The following is a 13994-nucleotide window of genomic DNA, read 5'->3' as shown; positions in this document are numbered from 1 at the left end:
ATGATCGATCATCGATGATCGATCATCCTCATCAGCTGAAGATGGGCCTCGAGCTTCAGCTTCTGCGACGCCCGATTCGCCACCAGGACTGCGCTGCTCTGCAGGATGACTTCACGCTCGGTCAGGTCGTTGGCCTTGAGCGTGTTGCCGGTGTCGACCAGGTCGACGATCCAGTCGGAGAGGCCCAACAGCGGCGCCACTTCGACCGATCCCCCCACCATGATCACTTCCACCGCGCGGCCCATGCCGGCGAAGTGCTGCCGCGCGAGTCGCGGGTATTTGGTCGCGACGCGCGGGGTGCGGCCGTGCGGCAGGCTCGGATACGACGTGGCGATCGGCGCGGCGACGACGAGTCGGCAGGCCCCGAAGCCCAGGTCGAGCGGTTCGAGTACGTCGGCGTCCGATTCACGTAACACGTCGGTGCCGGTGACGCCGAGGTCGGCGGCACCGCTCTCGACGTAGACCGGGACGTCGCCCGGCTTCACCACGATGATTTCGAGCGAGGGATCGCTGGTCGGAATCAGCAGGCGGCGGCCGGCATCGGTCGCCACCGTGATGCCGGCGTGCGTGAGGCGTTCCACCGCGCCGTCGTAGAGGCGCCCCTTGGCCAGTGCCAATCGGAGGATGCCGCTCACGGGACCAACTCCGCCAGCGCGTCGACATCGAGCGAGACGCCAACGGCCGGCATCGGCCGCCCGAAGCGCCCCATCAAGTCGTCGTAGCGACCGCCGGCGCCGACCGCGTGACCAGCCCCGCTCACGAAGACCTCGAAGTGGATCCCGGTGTAGTAGTCGAGCCCGCGCACCTCGCCGAGGTCGTACACGACGTGCTTGCGCTCGTCGTCGGTGAGCGCCGCATCGAGGGCGAGGAGCTGCTGCAACCCGGGGCGCACCGCCGCCGGCGCCGTCGGCAGCGCCGCCTCGAGCGCGTCGCGGCGGCCGATGATGAACGGCAGCGAGGCGAGCTCGCGCGCGGGCGAGTCGAGTCCGGCGAGATGGCGGGCCAGCGACGCGCGATCCTTCCGATCGACCCAGCGGCGCACTTCGCTCCGCCGTTCCGGCGGCAGCGCGGCAAAGCCGGGCGCGAGCACCCCGACGTGGCCGATGTTGACCTGGTAGTCGGCCGGTGCCAGCGCGGCGAGCAGCGTGAGCGTGAGTCGAATCAGCTCGACGTCGCTCGCCGCCCCGGCCATCCCCAGCATCTCGGCACCGACCTGCAGGATCTCGCGTGGGCGCCCCACCCGGTCGGGCTCCTGCCGATAGACCTTGCCCGAATAGCAGAGGCGGAGCGGCGGCGCGACATCGGCGAACGACGTCGCTGCCACGCGCGCCACCGCGGCCGTGAAGTCGTAGCGGAGGGCGAGGAGGCGGCCGTCATGATCGGGGAAGCGCAGCAGCCGCTCGGCGATCTCGGGGCCACCGGCGCGGAGGAAGACTTCGTCGTACTCGAAGGTCGGCGGAATGCATTCCTCGAAGCCGGCCGATTCGAGCACGGTCGTGGCCGCGCGCTGCAACGTCCTGCGGCGACGGACGGCGGGGCCGGTCAGGTCGAGGGTCCCCGGCGGGACCGGGGCGATGGACGAGCGAGTCATCATGCGGTCAATATGACCCGAACGCGCTCCACTCGCCTCCCCGCCATCTCGGCGATCTCGAATCCGTGACTGCCGATGGTCACCCGATCGCCCACCTTGGGGAGCCGGCCGAGCTGTCCGAAGAGGAAGCCGCCGACCGTGGTGTAGTCGCTGTCGTCGAGGTCGGTCTCGAAGCGATTGTTGAAGTCGCCGATGGTGGTGCTTCCCTCGATGACGACCGAGCCATCGGCGGTCGCGGCCAGGGCGGCGGCCTGCACCGGATCGTACTCGTCGAAGATCTCGCCGACGATCTCCTCGAGCAGATCCTCCATGGTGACCAGGCCGGCGGTGCCGCCATACTCGTCGAGCACCACCGCCAAGTGGGTCTTGAGCTTCTTCATGTCGGAGAGCACATCCTCGACCTCGCGCGTCCCCGGGACGAAGAGCGGTGCCCGCATGATGGTGCGGAGCGACGTCCCCGGCGCCTGCCGGACGGCGCGGAGGATGTCCTTGGCCAGCACGACGCCGACGATCTCGTCGAGCGATTCCGTGTAGACCGGGTAGCGGGAGCGGCCCGCGACGGCGACCTCGTCGGCTGCCGCCTCGACGGAGCAATCGGCCTCAAGGGCACTCATCTCGGTCCGCGGGGTCATCACCTCTTCGGCGGTCTTCTCGCTGAACTCGAAGACCCCCTCGAGCAGGCGAGCCGGCTCCTTGCCGAGCGAGCCGCCCTCGCCGGACTGCTCGACCAGCATCCGGATCTCGTCGGAGGAGTGGAGCCGCTCGTGGCCGTCGACCGGGGCGACCCCACCCAGGCGGAGCAGGCGGTTCGCCGTCCCGTTCAGGACATGGATCGGGCCGTGCATCACCCACGCAAAGCCGATCAGCGGCGCGGTCACCCACCGGGAGACGTCCTCCGGGAACCGAATCGCCAGCGATTTCGGTACCAGTTCACCGAGGACGATGTGCAGGGTGCTGATCAGCGAGAAGGCGATCGCCACCGCCACCGTGTGGGTGGCAATGGCGGCCAGGTCGGCCGGAAGGACGCTGAAGAAGCGCTCCAGCAGCCCCGCCAGCGCCGGCTCGCCGATCATGCCGAGGCCGAGGGAGGCCAGGGTGATCCCCAGCTGGGTGGCGGAGACGTAGCGGTCGAGGGATTGGACCGCCTTGAGGGCCAGCGTAGCTTTGCCGTCGCCGGCCTCGGCCATCTCTTCGAGGCGCGTGCGGCGGGCGCCCACCAGGGCGAATTCGGCCGCGACGAAGAAGGCGTTGAGGGCCACGAGGGCGATCACCGACAGCAGCCCGACGGCGATCGAGGTCCAGCTTGTGGAGGGTTCCATTCTGCCGAAGGTTAGCGCGTCCGGGCATCCGGAGCGAGATGGGGCGGTGATCCGCCGATACGACGCCACCACCGCCCCCCTCGGGTTGGCGGGGCTGTCGGCGTACCTCCCCTCCTTCGCCACGACCGATCGGATCACCCAGGAGGCCGTCGCGGCGATCGTCGCCGATGTGGCCACCCGGGGCGACACCGCGCTCCTGGAATACACCCAGCGGTTCGACGGCTCCTCCCTCGGCCCGACCGAATGGGAGCTGCCCCTGACCGCTTGTCATGAGGCGCTGGCGCGGATTCCGGACGGGGTCCGTGCCGCCCTGGAACGGGCGGCCGAGCAGGTCCGGCGCTATCACCTGCAGCAGCGCGATACCGGCTTCCGCGAGGAACGTCCCGACGGCACCCTGCTCGGGATGCGGGTGACCCCCGTGGACGCCGCCGGGCTGTACGTGCCTGGCGGGAAGGCGGCCTACCCCTCCTCGGTCCTGATGAACGCCATTCCAGCCGTCGTGGCGGGGGTCAAGGAGCTGGTGGCCGTCACCCCGCCGAACGGGATCAACGACACCGTCCTCGCCGCCCTCGCCATCAGTGGCGTCACCCGGGTCTTCAAGATCGGCGGCGCGCACGCCGTGGCGGCACTGGCCTATGGCACCGCAACTGTCCCCCGGGTCGACAAGATCGTCGGCCCCGGCAACAAGTGGGTCGCCGAGGCGAAGCGGCAGGTGTTCGGGCAGGTGGGGATCGACATGGTCGCGGGCCCGACCGAGGTGCTGATCCTCGCCGACGAGACGGCCCAAGCCGACCTGATTGCGGCAGACCTGATTGCCCAGGCGGAGCACGACGAAGACGCCGCCTCGTGGCTGGCGACGACATCGCGCGAGTTGGCCGATGCGATCCCCGCAGCACTCGAGGCGGCACTTGCCACAGCCCCCCGGGCCGACGTCGCGCGTGCCTCACTGATGCGCAACGGATTGGTGGTGCTGGTGGCTGACCGCGCCGCGCTCGCCGAGGTCGCCAACATTCGCGCGGCGGAGCATCTCGAGATTGTCACGCGTGACGCGGACGAGCTGGCGGCACTGGTGCGCCACGCCGGCGCGATCTTCATTGGCGACTCAACGCCGGAGCCGGTGGGCGACTACATCGCCGGGCCCAGCCACGTCTTGCCGACCGGCGGCACCGCGCGTTACGCCTCGCCGCTCGGCGTCTACGACTTCGTGAAGCGCACGTCGCTCATTCGCTACTCGCGGGCGCAGTTGCTGGCCGATGCGCCGCACGTCATGGCGCTCGCCGAGGCGGAAGGACTCTTCGGACATGCCGAGGCGGTGCGGCGGCGGGTGGCCGGATGACCAGTCGCAAGCTGGCCACGGTGCTCGCGCTCACGGCGGGGTTCCTGCTGATCGAGATCATCGGCGGCGTGATCAGCAATTCGCTGGCGCTGCTCGCCGATGCCGGCCACATGGCGACCGACGTGGCCGCGCTGGCCCTGGCGTGGTTCGGTGCGCGCGTGGCCCAGCGGCGGCAGGGATCGGCGCATGAGTTCGGCAATCTCCGCTGGGAGGTGCTCGCGGCGCTGGTGAATGGGCTGGCGCTGTTCGGGATCGGGATCGGCATCACCCTCGAGGCGTGGGACCGGCTGCATCAGCCGCGGGAGATCGATGCCGTCCTCTTTGGGTGGGTCGCCACCGTCGGGCTGATCGTCAACCTGATCTCGCTCCGGGTGTTGCATGGGCATCACCACCACGACCTGAACGTCCGTGGCGCCTATCTCCATATCATGGGCGACGTGCTCGGCTCGGTCGGGGCCATCGTGGCGGCGCTGGTGATCCACTTCTTCGGCTGGCTTCCGGCCGACGCGATCATCTCGGTGCTGGTCTCGGTGCTGATCTTCCGGAGCGCGTGGCGGCTGGTCAGCGAGAGCGGGACGATCCTGCTGGATCGGGTCCCCGAGCACATGCAGGTCTCCCAGGTCGAGGAGCGGCTGCTGGCGGTGGCGGGCGTCTCCCGCGTGCACGACGTCCACGTCTGGACCGTCACCAAGGGGTTGGTGGCGATGAGCGCCCACGCGGTGGCGATCGACCTCGAGGGGCATCCGGCGGTGCTCAAGCAGATGGAAGGGGCGATGGCCGAGCTGGGTATCGGCCACGTCACGATCCAGCTCGAGACGGGGGAGGCCTGTGGCGCCGAGGCGTGCGGCCACGAGCACCACGCCGCATCCCCCCTCCGGGGCGGCATGGCGCATCGTCACTGATCGCCTTGCGGCCCCCACCCTCGTCGGGTATATATGGCGCCCTGAGGTAACCTGACGGGCTCGTGGACAGGATTTGTCGTGGATATTCGTAACCTTGCCATCATCGCGCACGTGGACCACCGGGAAGACCACCCTCGTGGACCAGATGCTTCGCCAGGCTGGGGCCTTCCGGGCCAACCAGCACGTCGAAGAGCGCGTGATGGATTCCAACCCGCTCGAGAAAGAGCGGGGGATCACCATTCTCGCCAAGAACACCGCCATCACCTGGCACAACGTGAAGATGAACATCGTCGACACGCCGGGGCACGCGGATTTCGGGGGCGAGGTCGAACGTATCTTGCGCATGGTCAACGGCGTGCTGATCCTGGTGGACGCGGCCGAAGGGCCGATGCCGCAGACGCGCTTCGTGACCCGGAAGGCGCTGGCGCTGGGCTTGCAGCCGATCGTCGCGATCAACAAGATCGACCGGCAGGACGCCGAGCCGATGCGCGTGCACGACGAAGTGCTGTCGCTGTTCATGGACCTCGACGCCACGGAGGCGCAGCTCGACTGCCCCTTCCTGTACACGTCGAGCCGCGCCGGAACGGCCACCCTGGAGCTCGACCAGCCCGGCACCACGCTGGAGCCGCTGTTCGAGACCATCCTCAAGACCGTGCCGCCGCCGTCGGGCGACCCGGAGAAGCCGTTCCAGATGCTGGTCTCGACCCTGGACTTCTCGTCGTTCATCGGTCGGATCGCGATCGGCCGGATCGAGCGGGGCCGCATCAACGTTGGCGACCAGGTCTCCCTGCTGCCCCTGGGCGAGCCCGGGATGGTGGCCGATGAGCCGGGCGTCGAAAAGGGCCGCATCACCAAGCTGTACACCTTCGACGGACTGAACCGGATCGAAACGCCGCACAGGCGGGTGAGATCGTGGCGCTGTCGGGCTTCGAGACGCTCGGAAATCGGCAAGACGTTCACCTCGGTCGAGCTACCCGGAGCGGATGGCCGGCATCGCCGTGGAGGAGCCGACGATCTCGGTCGACTTCATGGTCAACAACTCGCCCTTCGCCGGGCGCGAAGGCAAGTACGTCACGTCCCGGCAGCTGCGCGACCGGCTCTTCGAAGGAACTGGAGCGGAACGTCGCCCTCCGGGTCGAGCCGACCGATTCGCCGGACACCCACTCCGGTGGCCGGACGCGGTGAGCTCCACCTGGGCATCTTGATGGAGACGATGCGGCGCGGGGCTACGAGTTCCAGGTTTCCCGGCCGCGCGTCATCCTGAAGGACGGCCCCAATGGCGAGCGCCTGGAGCCGTACGAGGAGTTGACGATCGACGTCCCCGAGGAGTACATGGGCGTCGTGATGGAGAAGCTCGGCCCCCGGAAGACCGAGATGACCGAGATGCGAAACCCGGGGCAGGGAATGGTCCGGCTCACCTTCCGGATCCCGTCGCGCGGCCTCTTCGGCTACCGCTCGGAGTTCCTCACCGACACCCGCGGCACCGGGATGATGCACCATCGTTTCCTGGAGTACGGGCTGTGGGCGGGTCCGCTGGCGGGTCGCAAGCGCGGCGTGCTGGTGGCCGACCGTGAGGCGCCGGTGGTCGGCTTCGCACTGGCCAACCTGCAGGAGCGGGCGCAGATGTTCGTCGCCCCGGGCGAGCTGGTCTACGAGGGGATGATCGTCGGCGAGAATTCGCGTCCGGACGACATGGACGTGAACGTCGGCAAGGAGAGAAGCTCTCCAACATGCGGACGACGTCGACCGACGAGAACATCCAGCTCGAGCCGCCGCGCCGATCACGCTGGAGTACGCCCTCGAGTACATCGAAGAGGACGAGCTGATCGAGGTCACGCCGGAGAACATCCGGTTCCGCAAGCGGAGCCTGCGGCCACCGAACGGAAGAAGGTGCAGCGTGCGGCGAACCGGGGCGTCGACGTCTCGTAAATGGTAGCCACCCGGCCCAACTGGTCATCACCCGGAACTGGTCACGTGGAGGAGCACATCATGTCGTCGTGGGAGACGTCCTGGAGGCGTCGCTGGACACTGCGATGCGCCGCCGGTTTGACGAAGATGGCGAGGAAATTTTCGACGTGGACGATCTCGACCTCGAGGATGAGGACGACGAACTCGACGGCGAAGAGGGCGAAGATGATGACGATGACGACGAGGATGATCTCGACGAGGACTTCTGACGAGGACTTCTCGTTTGATGATGATGAAGAGGAGTCGTTAGACGTTGTCGTTAGTCGTTGGTCGTTGGTCGTAGGAAAGAGGGGCCTAAGTGTGCCAACCCTTTTCGTCTAACGCCTCGCCTACGACCTACGCCTCGCCCAATCAACGGCGAATCCGTCCTCTTCCGCGTCGCCTTGACGAGTTGTTCGGCCCGCACATCGGATAGGTGATCGCGGGCCTGGGTGGCCGGGTTCTCACGCTGATCAGCTGCGGCGCCTGGCGGTCGGGTCCTTGTCGGCCAGGTAGGTCAGCATGGCGACGAGCGTCGCGTTGTTCTTCAGGTCGGCGATCACGATCTTGTCGTAGGTGTCGCGGTTGGTGTGCCAGGTGGTGTTGCAGTAGTCCCACCCGAGGGCGCCTATCCCGTGCACCGGCGCGCCGCGGCACTGGAAGGCCAGCCGTCGGTGCCGCCGCCGCCCGCGCGACCGGCGAGGCGTTCGCGCCGAGGCGGACCCAGCCGCTGATCGACGACGGCACCGCGCGCAGCCACGAGATCAGGTTGTCGGTCGCGTTGGTGAGCAGGCCGGCACCGAGCGAGGTGATGCGCCCGGTGCCGTTGTCCTGGTTCCAGCCGGCGCGGATCCCCTTGACGATCTCCGGGTGATCTTCGGCGAACGCCTGCGAGCCGTTGAGGCCCTGCTCCTCGCTGCCCCAGTTCCCGATCAGGATGGTGCGCTTCGGGTTCGGGTACACCTGCCGCAGGATGCGCAGCGCCTCCATCATCGTGATCGTGCCGGTGCCGTTGTCGGTCGCGCCCGACGCGGCCGCCCACGAGTCGAAATGCGCCGAGAGCACGACGTACTCGTTCGGCCGCTCGGTGCCCTTGATCATCCGGACGACGTTGTACATCGGCGCTCACCGAGGAACTCCGGCGTCGGCGTTCAGCCGGACCTTCGGGCCCTGATTGTTCTGCGCCAGGCGGAAGAGCAGGTTGTAGTCTTCGCAACTGGCATCGAGCGTCAGCACCTGCTGCTTCGGCGAGCCGAAGATCTTGTTGACGCCGGGGTACTGTGACCAGTTGAGGCCGATCACGCCGGCGACGCCATAGGCCTTGGTCCAGACGTTGATGTTGCCGCCCCGCTTGGTGCGCGTCGGCCCATGCAGCCCGTTGGTCTGGCTTGAGCGCGGCGAGCTGCTGGAGGCGCCCGGCTGGCCGAACTCAGTCCACTGCGCCGCCTGCGGCAGGAGGCGAGTGGCGCCGAGATCAGCACGAACTTCCCCTTGGCCTTGGCCTTGGCCCACGCGGCGAACTCGTCCGGCGACTTCGTCTCCGGGAAGAGGATCACATCGCCGATGACGTCCTTGCCACCGGTGCCCGGGCCCAACCGCGGCATCGTCCCCTCGAGCGAACGGACGCGCGGGCAATCATGTCGACGTGGGTGTGCCCGCGCTGCCACGAGTTCCAGGTGCCGTACTGCTCGCTTCTCGGCCGGGATCCCCCACGAGGCGTAGGGCTTGACCGCCCAGTTGGCGGCGTTCTGGCGCGGCGAGCCGGTGAGGCGCGGCCCGATCGAGTCCATCAGCACCTGCGCCAGCTTGCCGGCCTGGCCGTTGGTCATCCCTTCGTCAAACATCTTCTGGATCATCGGATCGTCCGGGCGGCGTGGTGCGCGTACTTGGTGCTGTCCACCGACGGGCCACCGCGGCCACCGCCGGCACGACCGCCCGCGGCACCGGCGCGCCCGCGTCACGCCCACTGGCGCCCGGCGCGGCAGTGGGCGCCGGGGCCCTGCGGCAGCGGGGCCGCGGCGGGACGCGCGCAGGAGCGGGGTGGTGGCTGGGGCCTTGGCCGCCGCCGCACGCGGCGATCCCCGGAGAACCAGGCCGAGGCCGACCGTCAAACGGGCCATGGGGACTTCTCCGCTGGGTTGGAACTGGGGGAGGAAGGGGGGCAACTTATTCCGGCGATCATACGTAACATAGCCAATTGGCTGTTGTTGCGAATTGGTTCTCAGAGAGGCCCTCGATGCTCGTGTCCTCGCTCGGCTTGCCCTCGGTGACGGCCTTTGCCCGGCGCGCGTGCCCCGATCGTCTTCACCGGCTCGCCCGCCGCCGTGGCCGCCGGGGACGTTCGCGACCGACCTGGTCCTGGTCGACTGGCGGATTCTGGGGGCCTCGACCTCAACACCGGCAAGGCCCCGGCATCCCTCGAGGCGCTCGACGGCAAGCTGGTCAAGATCGCCGCGTTCATCGTCCCGCTCGAAGACAACATGCAGGAATCCGACGAGTTCCTCCTGGTGCCGTACTTCGGTGCCTGCGTCCACACCGCCGCCGCCGCCGAACCAGATGGTCTACGTCAAGATGAAGGGCGGCAAGACCGTCAAGATCGGCTGGTGGGATCCGGTGATGTTCGAGGGCGTGCTGCACCTGCGCCAGACCGAATCGGTCTACGGCGCCAGCTACTACGAAATGGAAGGGATCGACAGCAAGCCGTACGCTCCGCCCGCCAAGAAGTGAGCGATCGCCCCTCGGCGGTCGCCATCAGGACCTCGTCTTCAGGTACCCCCCGGACGCGAGGTCCTTCGGCTTGCCGACCTCACCATCGCCCCCGGAGAACGCCTCTTCCTCCACGGCCCCAGCGGCTCAGGCAAGACGACGCTCCTCGGCCTCATCGCCGGGGTGCTGAGCCCCTCCCTAAGGGCGGGGTGCGCATCCGGCGCAGGACCTCGCCGTGCTGCACGTCGCATCGCGACGCCTTCCGCGGCAGCCATATCGGCTACCTCTTCCAGCTCTTCAACCTGATCCCGTACCTCTCGGTGCTCGAGAATATCGCGCTGCCGTCCCGGCTGCACGCTCCGCTGCGATCGCCATGAGCGACTTGGCGGCGCACCATCGTAGGTGAGGCGCGCCGCCTCGCCGAGCGGCTCGAACTGGGCGCTTCATCGCCACCCCGGTGACCGAGTTGAGCGTCGGCCAGCAGCAGCGGGTGGCCGCCGCGCTCGCGCGCATCATCGGCTCGCCCGAGCTCGTGATCGCCGACGAGCCGACCTCGGCGCTCGACACCGACCTGCGCGACCGCTTCCTGGAGCTGTTGTTCGAATGCTGCGCCGAGGCGAAGGCGACGCTGCTCTTCGTGTCGCACGACCTCTCGCTCGGCGCCCGCTTCGACCGGGTGCTCTCGCTGCCGACCTCAACCTGGCCGGAGGGCGCTGAGAGTGCTCACCTCAACTCGCCCTCCGCTCGCTCCGCAACCGGCGGCTCACCACCGTCCTCACCGTGCTCTCGATCGCCCTCTCGGTGGCGCTCCTGGTCGGGGTCGAGACGGTGCGCCGCGGCATTCGGCGAACCCTTCGCGGGGACGATCCGCGGCACCGACCTGATCGTCGGCGCGCGGCTGGCTCCCAGCAGCTGCTGCTCCGTCGATCTTCGGCCTCGGCGCGCCGGCGGGACGGTCGAGTGGAGCACCTACCAGCGCTGGGCGCAGTCATCCGGCGGTGGCGTTGGACGATCCCGATCTCGCTGGGCGATTCCCTACTACGGCTATCGGGTGGTGGGCACCACCGCCGCCTTCTTCGAGCACCAAGTACAGGAACGATGGCCGGGTGACGGCCGCGGGAGGCCAGCTGCTCGAGGGTGATCGCGACGTGGTGATCGGCGCCGAGGTGGCGACGCCGCACCAGCTCGTGCATCGGCAGCCAGGTGGTGTTCACGCACGGGCTCCGTGGCACCGGCATCAGCGATCACGAGGAGCATCCTTCAAGGTGGTCGGCGTCTGGCGCGCACGTCGACGCCGGTGGACCGCTCGTTGTTTATCACCCTCGAAGGGATCGAGGGGATGCACGAGGATGGCGCCGGAATCCGCCGACGGCTGGGCCAGCCGAAGTTCGCGCCGCTACAGTTGCCCGGCCCCCGGCACCAGCCGCGGCCGCCCCACCCGCGGCGACGCCGCGGACCGCCATGCCGGCGGAACCGCCGCCTCACCTGGGGCGCAGGCGATCCGGCGCTCAGCCATCGGCGGCGGCGCCGAGGCACACGCCACCGGCTCTGCCTTCCTGCTGGGGGCGAAGGCGCGCGGCTGCGTCGCTGATGTTGCAGCGACAGATGAACACTGAGCGGTCGAGCCGCTCACCGCGATCTTGCCGGCGGTGGCGCTGACCGAATTGTGGCACGCCATTGGGTACGCCGAGGACGGGGCGCGGATCATCACGGGGGCGGTGTTGCTCGTGGGGTTGTTGGGGATGCTGGTTGCGCTGTACAGCACGTTGCAGGAGCGGCGTCGGGAGATGGCCATTTTCCGTTCGCTGGGGGCGGGCCGGGGCGGATTGCGGCGCTGCTGGTGCTCGAGTCGGGGCTGCTGGCGTTCGTGGGGGGCGGTGGTAGGGGTGGCGCTGGTGTTGCGCGCTGTTCGGTGGGGCAGGGGCTTCGCAGGAGCACTTCGGCGTCTACATCCGATCACGGCGCCGCAGCCGCTGGAGTGGTTCTACCTGGTGGGGGTGGTGGTTGCAGGGGTTGCTGGTCAGGCGCCGCCGCGTGGCGGGCTTACCGCAATACGCCGCAGGATGGCTGACCATCCGATCAACGCGAGCATCGGCGCGGGGCATCTGCCCTGCCGTGCGGTGGACCTGCATTCTCCAGTCTCCTCGCGGTCATGCGCCGCCGAGGAGTTCCTTCATGATGCGGTCCGTCAGCAAGCATCGCCAAGGTTGGCGGTGCTCTCGTACTGACCCTCGGCGATCTTCTTTGGTGATCTCCCGGAGATGGATGGCCTGGATCTCTGCCTTGGGGATCTCGGCGCCGGCCAGCGCGATCGCTTCGGGGACAACTGCACTGTGTCGGCTGCGGCCGTATCGGCGCGGACTTCACTCGATGCCGGCGGGCGGTGGTTGCCACTGCGGCGCCCCGGGCGGCGAAGTCCGCGCGGCGTGGGTCAGCCCGGTGTCCTGGAGCGGCCAAGACTGTCGATCGTCATTGCGTCCTCCTTTCCTGGCGGAAGCGCCCTGGCCTAGTCCCGGTTCCGACCACCAGAGTAACTGGTCGGTGCGGGAGCAGCCATTGAATACACTATCGGCCAAGTCCCTGAGAGTCTGAGCAGCTACCCCGTACGGTCAATCATGACGGGGGCGGCGGAGTCGCCGGCGCCCTGATAGGCGCTGCTGCTGGTGCGGTCGAGTTGGCCGGTCACGTCGGCGATTTCATGGGCGATCCAGACCGCCTCCCGCCCCATCTGGGCGGCCAGATCCCAAGCCGCCGCCGAGGCCAGGGCCTGCTCTCGCCTCGACCCGGGCAGTGCAGCTCGGCCATGTACCGGATGGCCTGCTGCCACATGGGCCGCCGGGGCTGCCTGGACGGCGGCCTGCAGACGGCTGGCAACTGGACTTCGCGGGCCGGAGATGTCGGCGATGATGCCGTCGGCCTCGCTGGCGAAGATCCCCAGCAACCCCGCATCGCCCATCCTCAGCACCGCGCGCTGCGCCTGCACGACATGGCGGTAGCGCCAGGTCATTCAGCTGGGCTGCCAGCAACGTGGCGGCGCGTTCGCTCGGTGCAAAACGGCATCAGGCTGCCGCGTTTCCGCCGGCGAGTTGCGCGGCGGCTGCTTGCCAGTGCACCGCGGAGTTCGGTGACGATCGCCACCACCGCGTCGAGCTGGGCCAGGTTCGGCTTGGCCTGAATCGTCGCGAACTGGCCCAGCATCCAGCCGTAGAGGGCGGGAGGCGATCGGCGAACCTGCCGCCGGCGTCGCGATCCAGCGAGCAGAGCAGTTCGTGGACGAGCTCCTCGGCCTTGATGAGCCGCTCTCGCCGCGCCGCGATCTCCCCGCCTCGATGGGACCGCGCGCTCGCCGCAGTGCCACCAGGAGGTGGGTGTAGAGCGCCGCCTAACCGCTGGGCGTGTGGGCGACATCGCCCGCACTTCCATCTCGCGGTACCGATCGCTCGATCCGGTAACTCATCGTCACTGCCTCCGGAGCTGCTGTTGGAGCTGCCGGTCGAGCCAAGCAGCGAGGTCGACTGTTGCTTGAGCCGAGCGATGGCGGTTTCCATCTGGCGGAAATTCGCCAGCAGGACGGCGCGGCGCCGTTCGAGCTGGGCATCCAGCGCGGACACGCGAGTCGCCAGCCGGGCGGTGCTGCAGTCCAGCGCGTAAAAACCTTGCTGTCGATCAGCCCGTTGCCGGTATTGAGGAACCGGTCGAGCAAGCGCTCGATCCGAGCCCCGGCGCTGAGCGAGAGATTGACGCTGCCGGCCGCGCTGATCGTCAGGCCGGTGTACTGATCGTGAGCCCAAGTTGCGTCGGTACCGCTGGTGCCGACCAGCAACTGCCCGTGCCGGTGGGCCGCGAAGTTGCCGATCGTCCCCGCGACGTCGGTGCCGGCAGCGGAGGTGTCGGTGGACGGTGGCGCCTCGCCCGCGCCATCACTCCAGCCCGGTGAAGACCAGGCTGATACCGCGGCGCTGCCGCCAAAGTTGAGCTGGTCGAGCTGCTGGATCTCGTTCCCGACCTGGGTGGCGGTGAGGTTGAGGCCGTCGGTGTCGAAACGCCGTCTGCAGCGCCTGCACGATATCGGCGGTGGTCATTCCGGTGGTCAGTGCCACCGTGGTGGTCCGACCCGGAATTCGTGTCGGTCACGGTGACGCCATCGGCCGTGCCTGCGTCGGTAGGTACCCGCGAAGCCGCTGGTCACCAAC

At 68.6% G+C, this 13994-nt stretch carries 14 protein-coding genes and 3 pseudogenes; 9 read left to right on the top strand and 8 right to left on the bottom strand.

Going from position 1 to position 13994, the window contains the following annotated elements; all coding sequences use genetic code 11:
• Positions 1-8: 8 nt before the first annotated feature.
• The 3 genes from IPP98_06885 to IPP98_06875 are packed head-to-tail and all read right to left on the bottom strand — an operon-like array spanning position 9 to position 2910.
• Positions 9-635: an ATP phosphoribosyltransferase gene (locus IPP98_06885; protein MBL0178836.1), complete on the bottom strand. Its 627-nt coding sequence runs from the start codon at positions 633-635 to the stop codon at positions 9-11.
• A complete protein-coding gene (locus IPP98_06880) occupies positions 632-1594 on the bottom strand; it encodes an ATP phosphoribosyltransferase regulatory subunit (GenBank protein ID MBL0178835.1) in 963 nt (320 codons plus the stop codon). Before IPP98_06880 ends, IPP98_06885 begins: the two co-directional genes overlap by 4 nt.
• Positions 1591-2910 (bottom strand): HlyC/CorC family transporter, encoded by a 1320-nt coding sequence (locus IPP98_06875; protein ID MBL0178834.1) that lies wholly within the window; start codon positions 2908-2910, stop codon positions 1591-1593. The genes IPP98_06880 and IPP98_06875 overlap by 4 nt, the downstream gene beginning before the upstream one ends.
• Positions 2911-2956: 46 nt before the next feature.
• Between IPP98_06875 and hisD the strand changes: the two genes are divergently transcribed.
• The 4 genes and pseudogenes from hisD (at position 2957) to IPP98_06855 (ending at position 7325) form a co-directional block, all read left to right on the top strand.
• Entirely contained in the window at positions 2957-4246 is a 1290-nt protein-coding gene (gene hisD / locus IPP98_06870; GenBank protein ID MBL0178833.1) for a histidinol dehydrogenase, read from the top strand.
• Positions 4243-5148 carry a cation transporter gene (locus tag IPP98_06865; protein MBL0178832.1) on the top strand — a complete coding sequence of 302 codons (906 nt, stop codon included), beginning with the start codon at positions 4243-4245 and terminating at the stop codon, positions 5146-5148. The genes hisD and IPP98_06865 overlap by 4 nt, the downstream gene beginning before the upstream one ends.
• 145 nt (positions 5149-5293) lie before the next feature.
• Positions 5294-7084, top strand: a pseudogene (gene typA / locus IPP98_06860) (translational GTPase TypA).
• 61 nt (positions 7085-7145) lie between these two features.
• On the top strand, positions 7146-7325 hold the full coding sequence (locus IPP98_06855; protein ID MBL0178831.1) for a hypothetical protein: 180 nt from the start codon (positions 7146-7148) through the stop codon (positions 7323-7325).
• A gap of 142 nt (positions 7326-7467) precedes the next feature.
• Here IPP98_06855 and IPP98_06850 read toward each other — a convergent pair whose 3' ends face one another.
• The 3 genes from IPP98_06850 to IPP98_06840 are packed head-to-tail and all read right to left on the bottom strand — an operon-like array spanning position 7468 to position 8951.
• Entirely contained in the window at positions 7468-8214 is a 747-nt protein-coding gene (locus IPP98_06850) for a M20/M25/M40 family metallo-hydrolase (protein MBL0178830.1), read from the bottom strand.
• A gap of 6 nt (positions 8215-8220) precedes the next feature.
• Positions 8221-8397 carry a hypothetical protein gene (locus IPP98_06845; protein MBL0178829.1) on the bottom strand — a complete coding sequence of 59 codons (177 nt, stop codon included), beginning with the start codon at positions 8395-8397 and terminating at the stop codon, positions 8221-8223.
• Positions 8394-8951 carry a hypothetical protein gene (locus tag IPP98_06840; GenBank protein MBL0178828.1) on the bottom strand — a complete coding sequence of 186 codons (558 nt, stop codon included), beginning with the start codon at positions 8949-8951 and terminating at the stop codon, positions 8394-8396. The genes IPP98_06845 and IPP98_06840 overlap by 4 nt, the downstream gene beginning before the upstream one ends.
• A gap of 420 nt (positions 8952-9371) precedes the next feature.
• Between IPP98_06840 and IPP98_06835 the strand changes: the two are divergent.
• The 4 genes and pseudogenes from IPP98_06835 to IPP98_06820 all read left to right on the top strand — a co-directional run bounded on the left by IPP98_06835 (position 9372) and on the right by IPP98_06820 (position 12029).
• Positions 9372-9822, top strand: a pseudogene (locus IPP98_06835) (DUF3299 domain-containing protein).
• A gap of 3 nt (positions 9823-9825) precedes the next feature.
• A pseudogene (locus IPP98_06830) lies at positions 9826-10942 on the top strand (ATP-binding cassette domain-containing protein).
• A 208-nt stretch (positions 10943-11150) separates the two neighbouring features.
• Entirely contained in the window at positions 11151-11417 is a 267-nt protein-coding gene (locus IPP98_06825) for a hypothetical protein (GenBank protein ID MBL0178827.1), read from the top strand.
• Between the two features lie 33 nt (positions 11418-11450).
• Positions 11451-12029 (top strand): hypothetical protein, encoded by a 579-nt coding sequence (locus IPP98_06820; protein MBL0178826.1) that lies wholly within the window; start codon positions 11451-11453, stop codon positions 12027-12029.
• 368 nt (positions 12030-12397) lie between these two features.
• On the opposite strand, the gene IPP98_06815 is transcribed toward IPP98_06820, so the two are convergent.
• A complete protein-coding gene (locus IPP98_06815) occupies positions 12398-12808 on the bottom strand; it encodes a hypothetical protein (GenBank protein ID MBL0178825.1) in 411 nt (136 codons plus the stop codon).
• Positions 12805-12999, bottom strand: coding sequence for a hypothetical protein (locus IPP98_06810; GenBank protein ID MBL0178824.1), 195 nt, complete (start codon positions 12997-12999; stop codon positions 12805-12807). The genes IPP98_06815 and IPP98_06810 overlap by 4 nt, the downstream gene beginning before the upstream one ends.
• A gap of 320 nt (positions 13000-13319) precedes the next feature.
• Between IPP98_06810 and IPP98_06805 the strand changes: the two genes are divergently transcribed.
• The gene (locus IPP98_06805; GenBank protein MBL0178823.1) at positions 13320-13580 is read left to right on the top strand and encodes a hypothetical protein; all 261 of its coding nucleotides are present in this window, start codon (positions 13320-13322) and stop codon (positions 13578-13580) included.
• Positions 13581-13994: the final 414 nt, after the last annotated feature.

The organism is Gemmatimonadota bacterium, from assembly GCA_016720805.1.
Taxonomy (GTDB): domain Bacteria; phylum Gemmatimonadota; class Gemmatimonadetes; order Gemmatimonadales; family GWC2-71-9; genus Palsa-1233.
The sequence above is the reverse complement of the archived record's forward strand: the minus strand, read 5'-3'. Positions and strand labels throughout refer to the sequence as shown.

What these genes read in the sequence shown, in the direction of transcription:
- IPP98_06880 (MBL0178835.1), bottom strand. Translation starts at nt 1,594, where the DNA reads ATGATGACTCGCTCGTCCATCGCCCCGGTCCCGCCGGGGACCCTCGAC.
- IPP98_06875 (MBL0178834.1), bottom strand. Translation starts at nt 2,910, where the DNA reads ATGGAACCCTCCACAAGCTGGACCTCGATCGCCGTCGGGCTGCTGTCG.
- IPP98_06865 (MBL0178832.1), top strand. Translation starts at nt 4,243, where the DNA reads ATGACCAGTCGCAAGCTGGCCACGGTGCTCGCGCTCACGGCGGGGTTC.
- IPP98_06850 (MBL0178830.1), bottom strand. Translation starts at nt 8,214, where the DNA reads ATGTACAACGTCGTCCGGATGATCAAGGGCACCGAGCGGCCGAACGAG.
- IPP98_06840 (MBL0178828.1), bottom strand. Translation starts at nt 8,951, where the DNA reads ATGATCCAGAAGATGTTTGACGAAGGGATGACCAACGGCCAGGCCGGC.
- IPP98_06825 (MBL0178827.1), top strand. Translation starts at nt 11,151, where the DNA reads ATGGCGCCGGAATCCGCCGACGGCTGGGCCAGCCGAAGTTCGCGCCGC.
- IPP98_06815 (MBL0178825.1), bottom strand. Translation starts at nt 12,808, where the DNA reads ATGACCTGGCGCTACCGCCATGTCGTGCAGGCGCAGCGCGCGGTGCTG.
- IPP98_06810 (MBL0178824.1), bottom strand. Translation starts at nt 12,999, where the DNA reads ATGCTGGGCCAGTTCGCGACGATTCAGGCCAAGCCGAACCTGGCCCAG.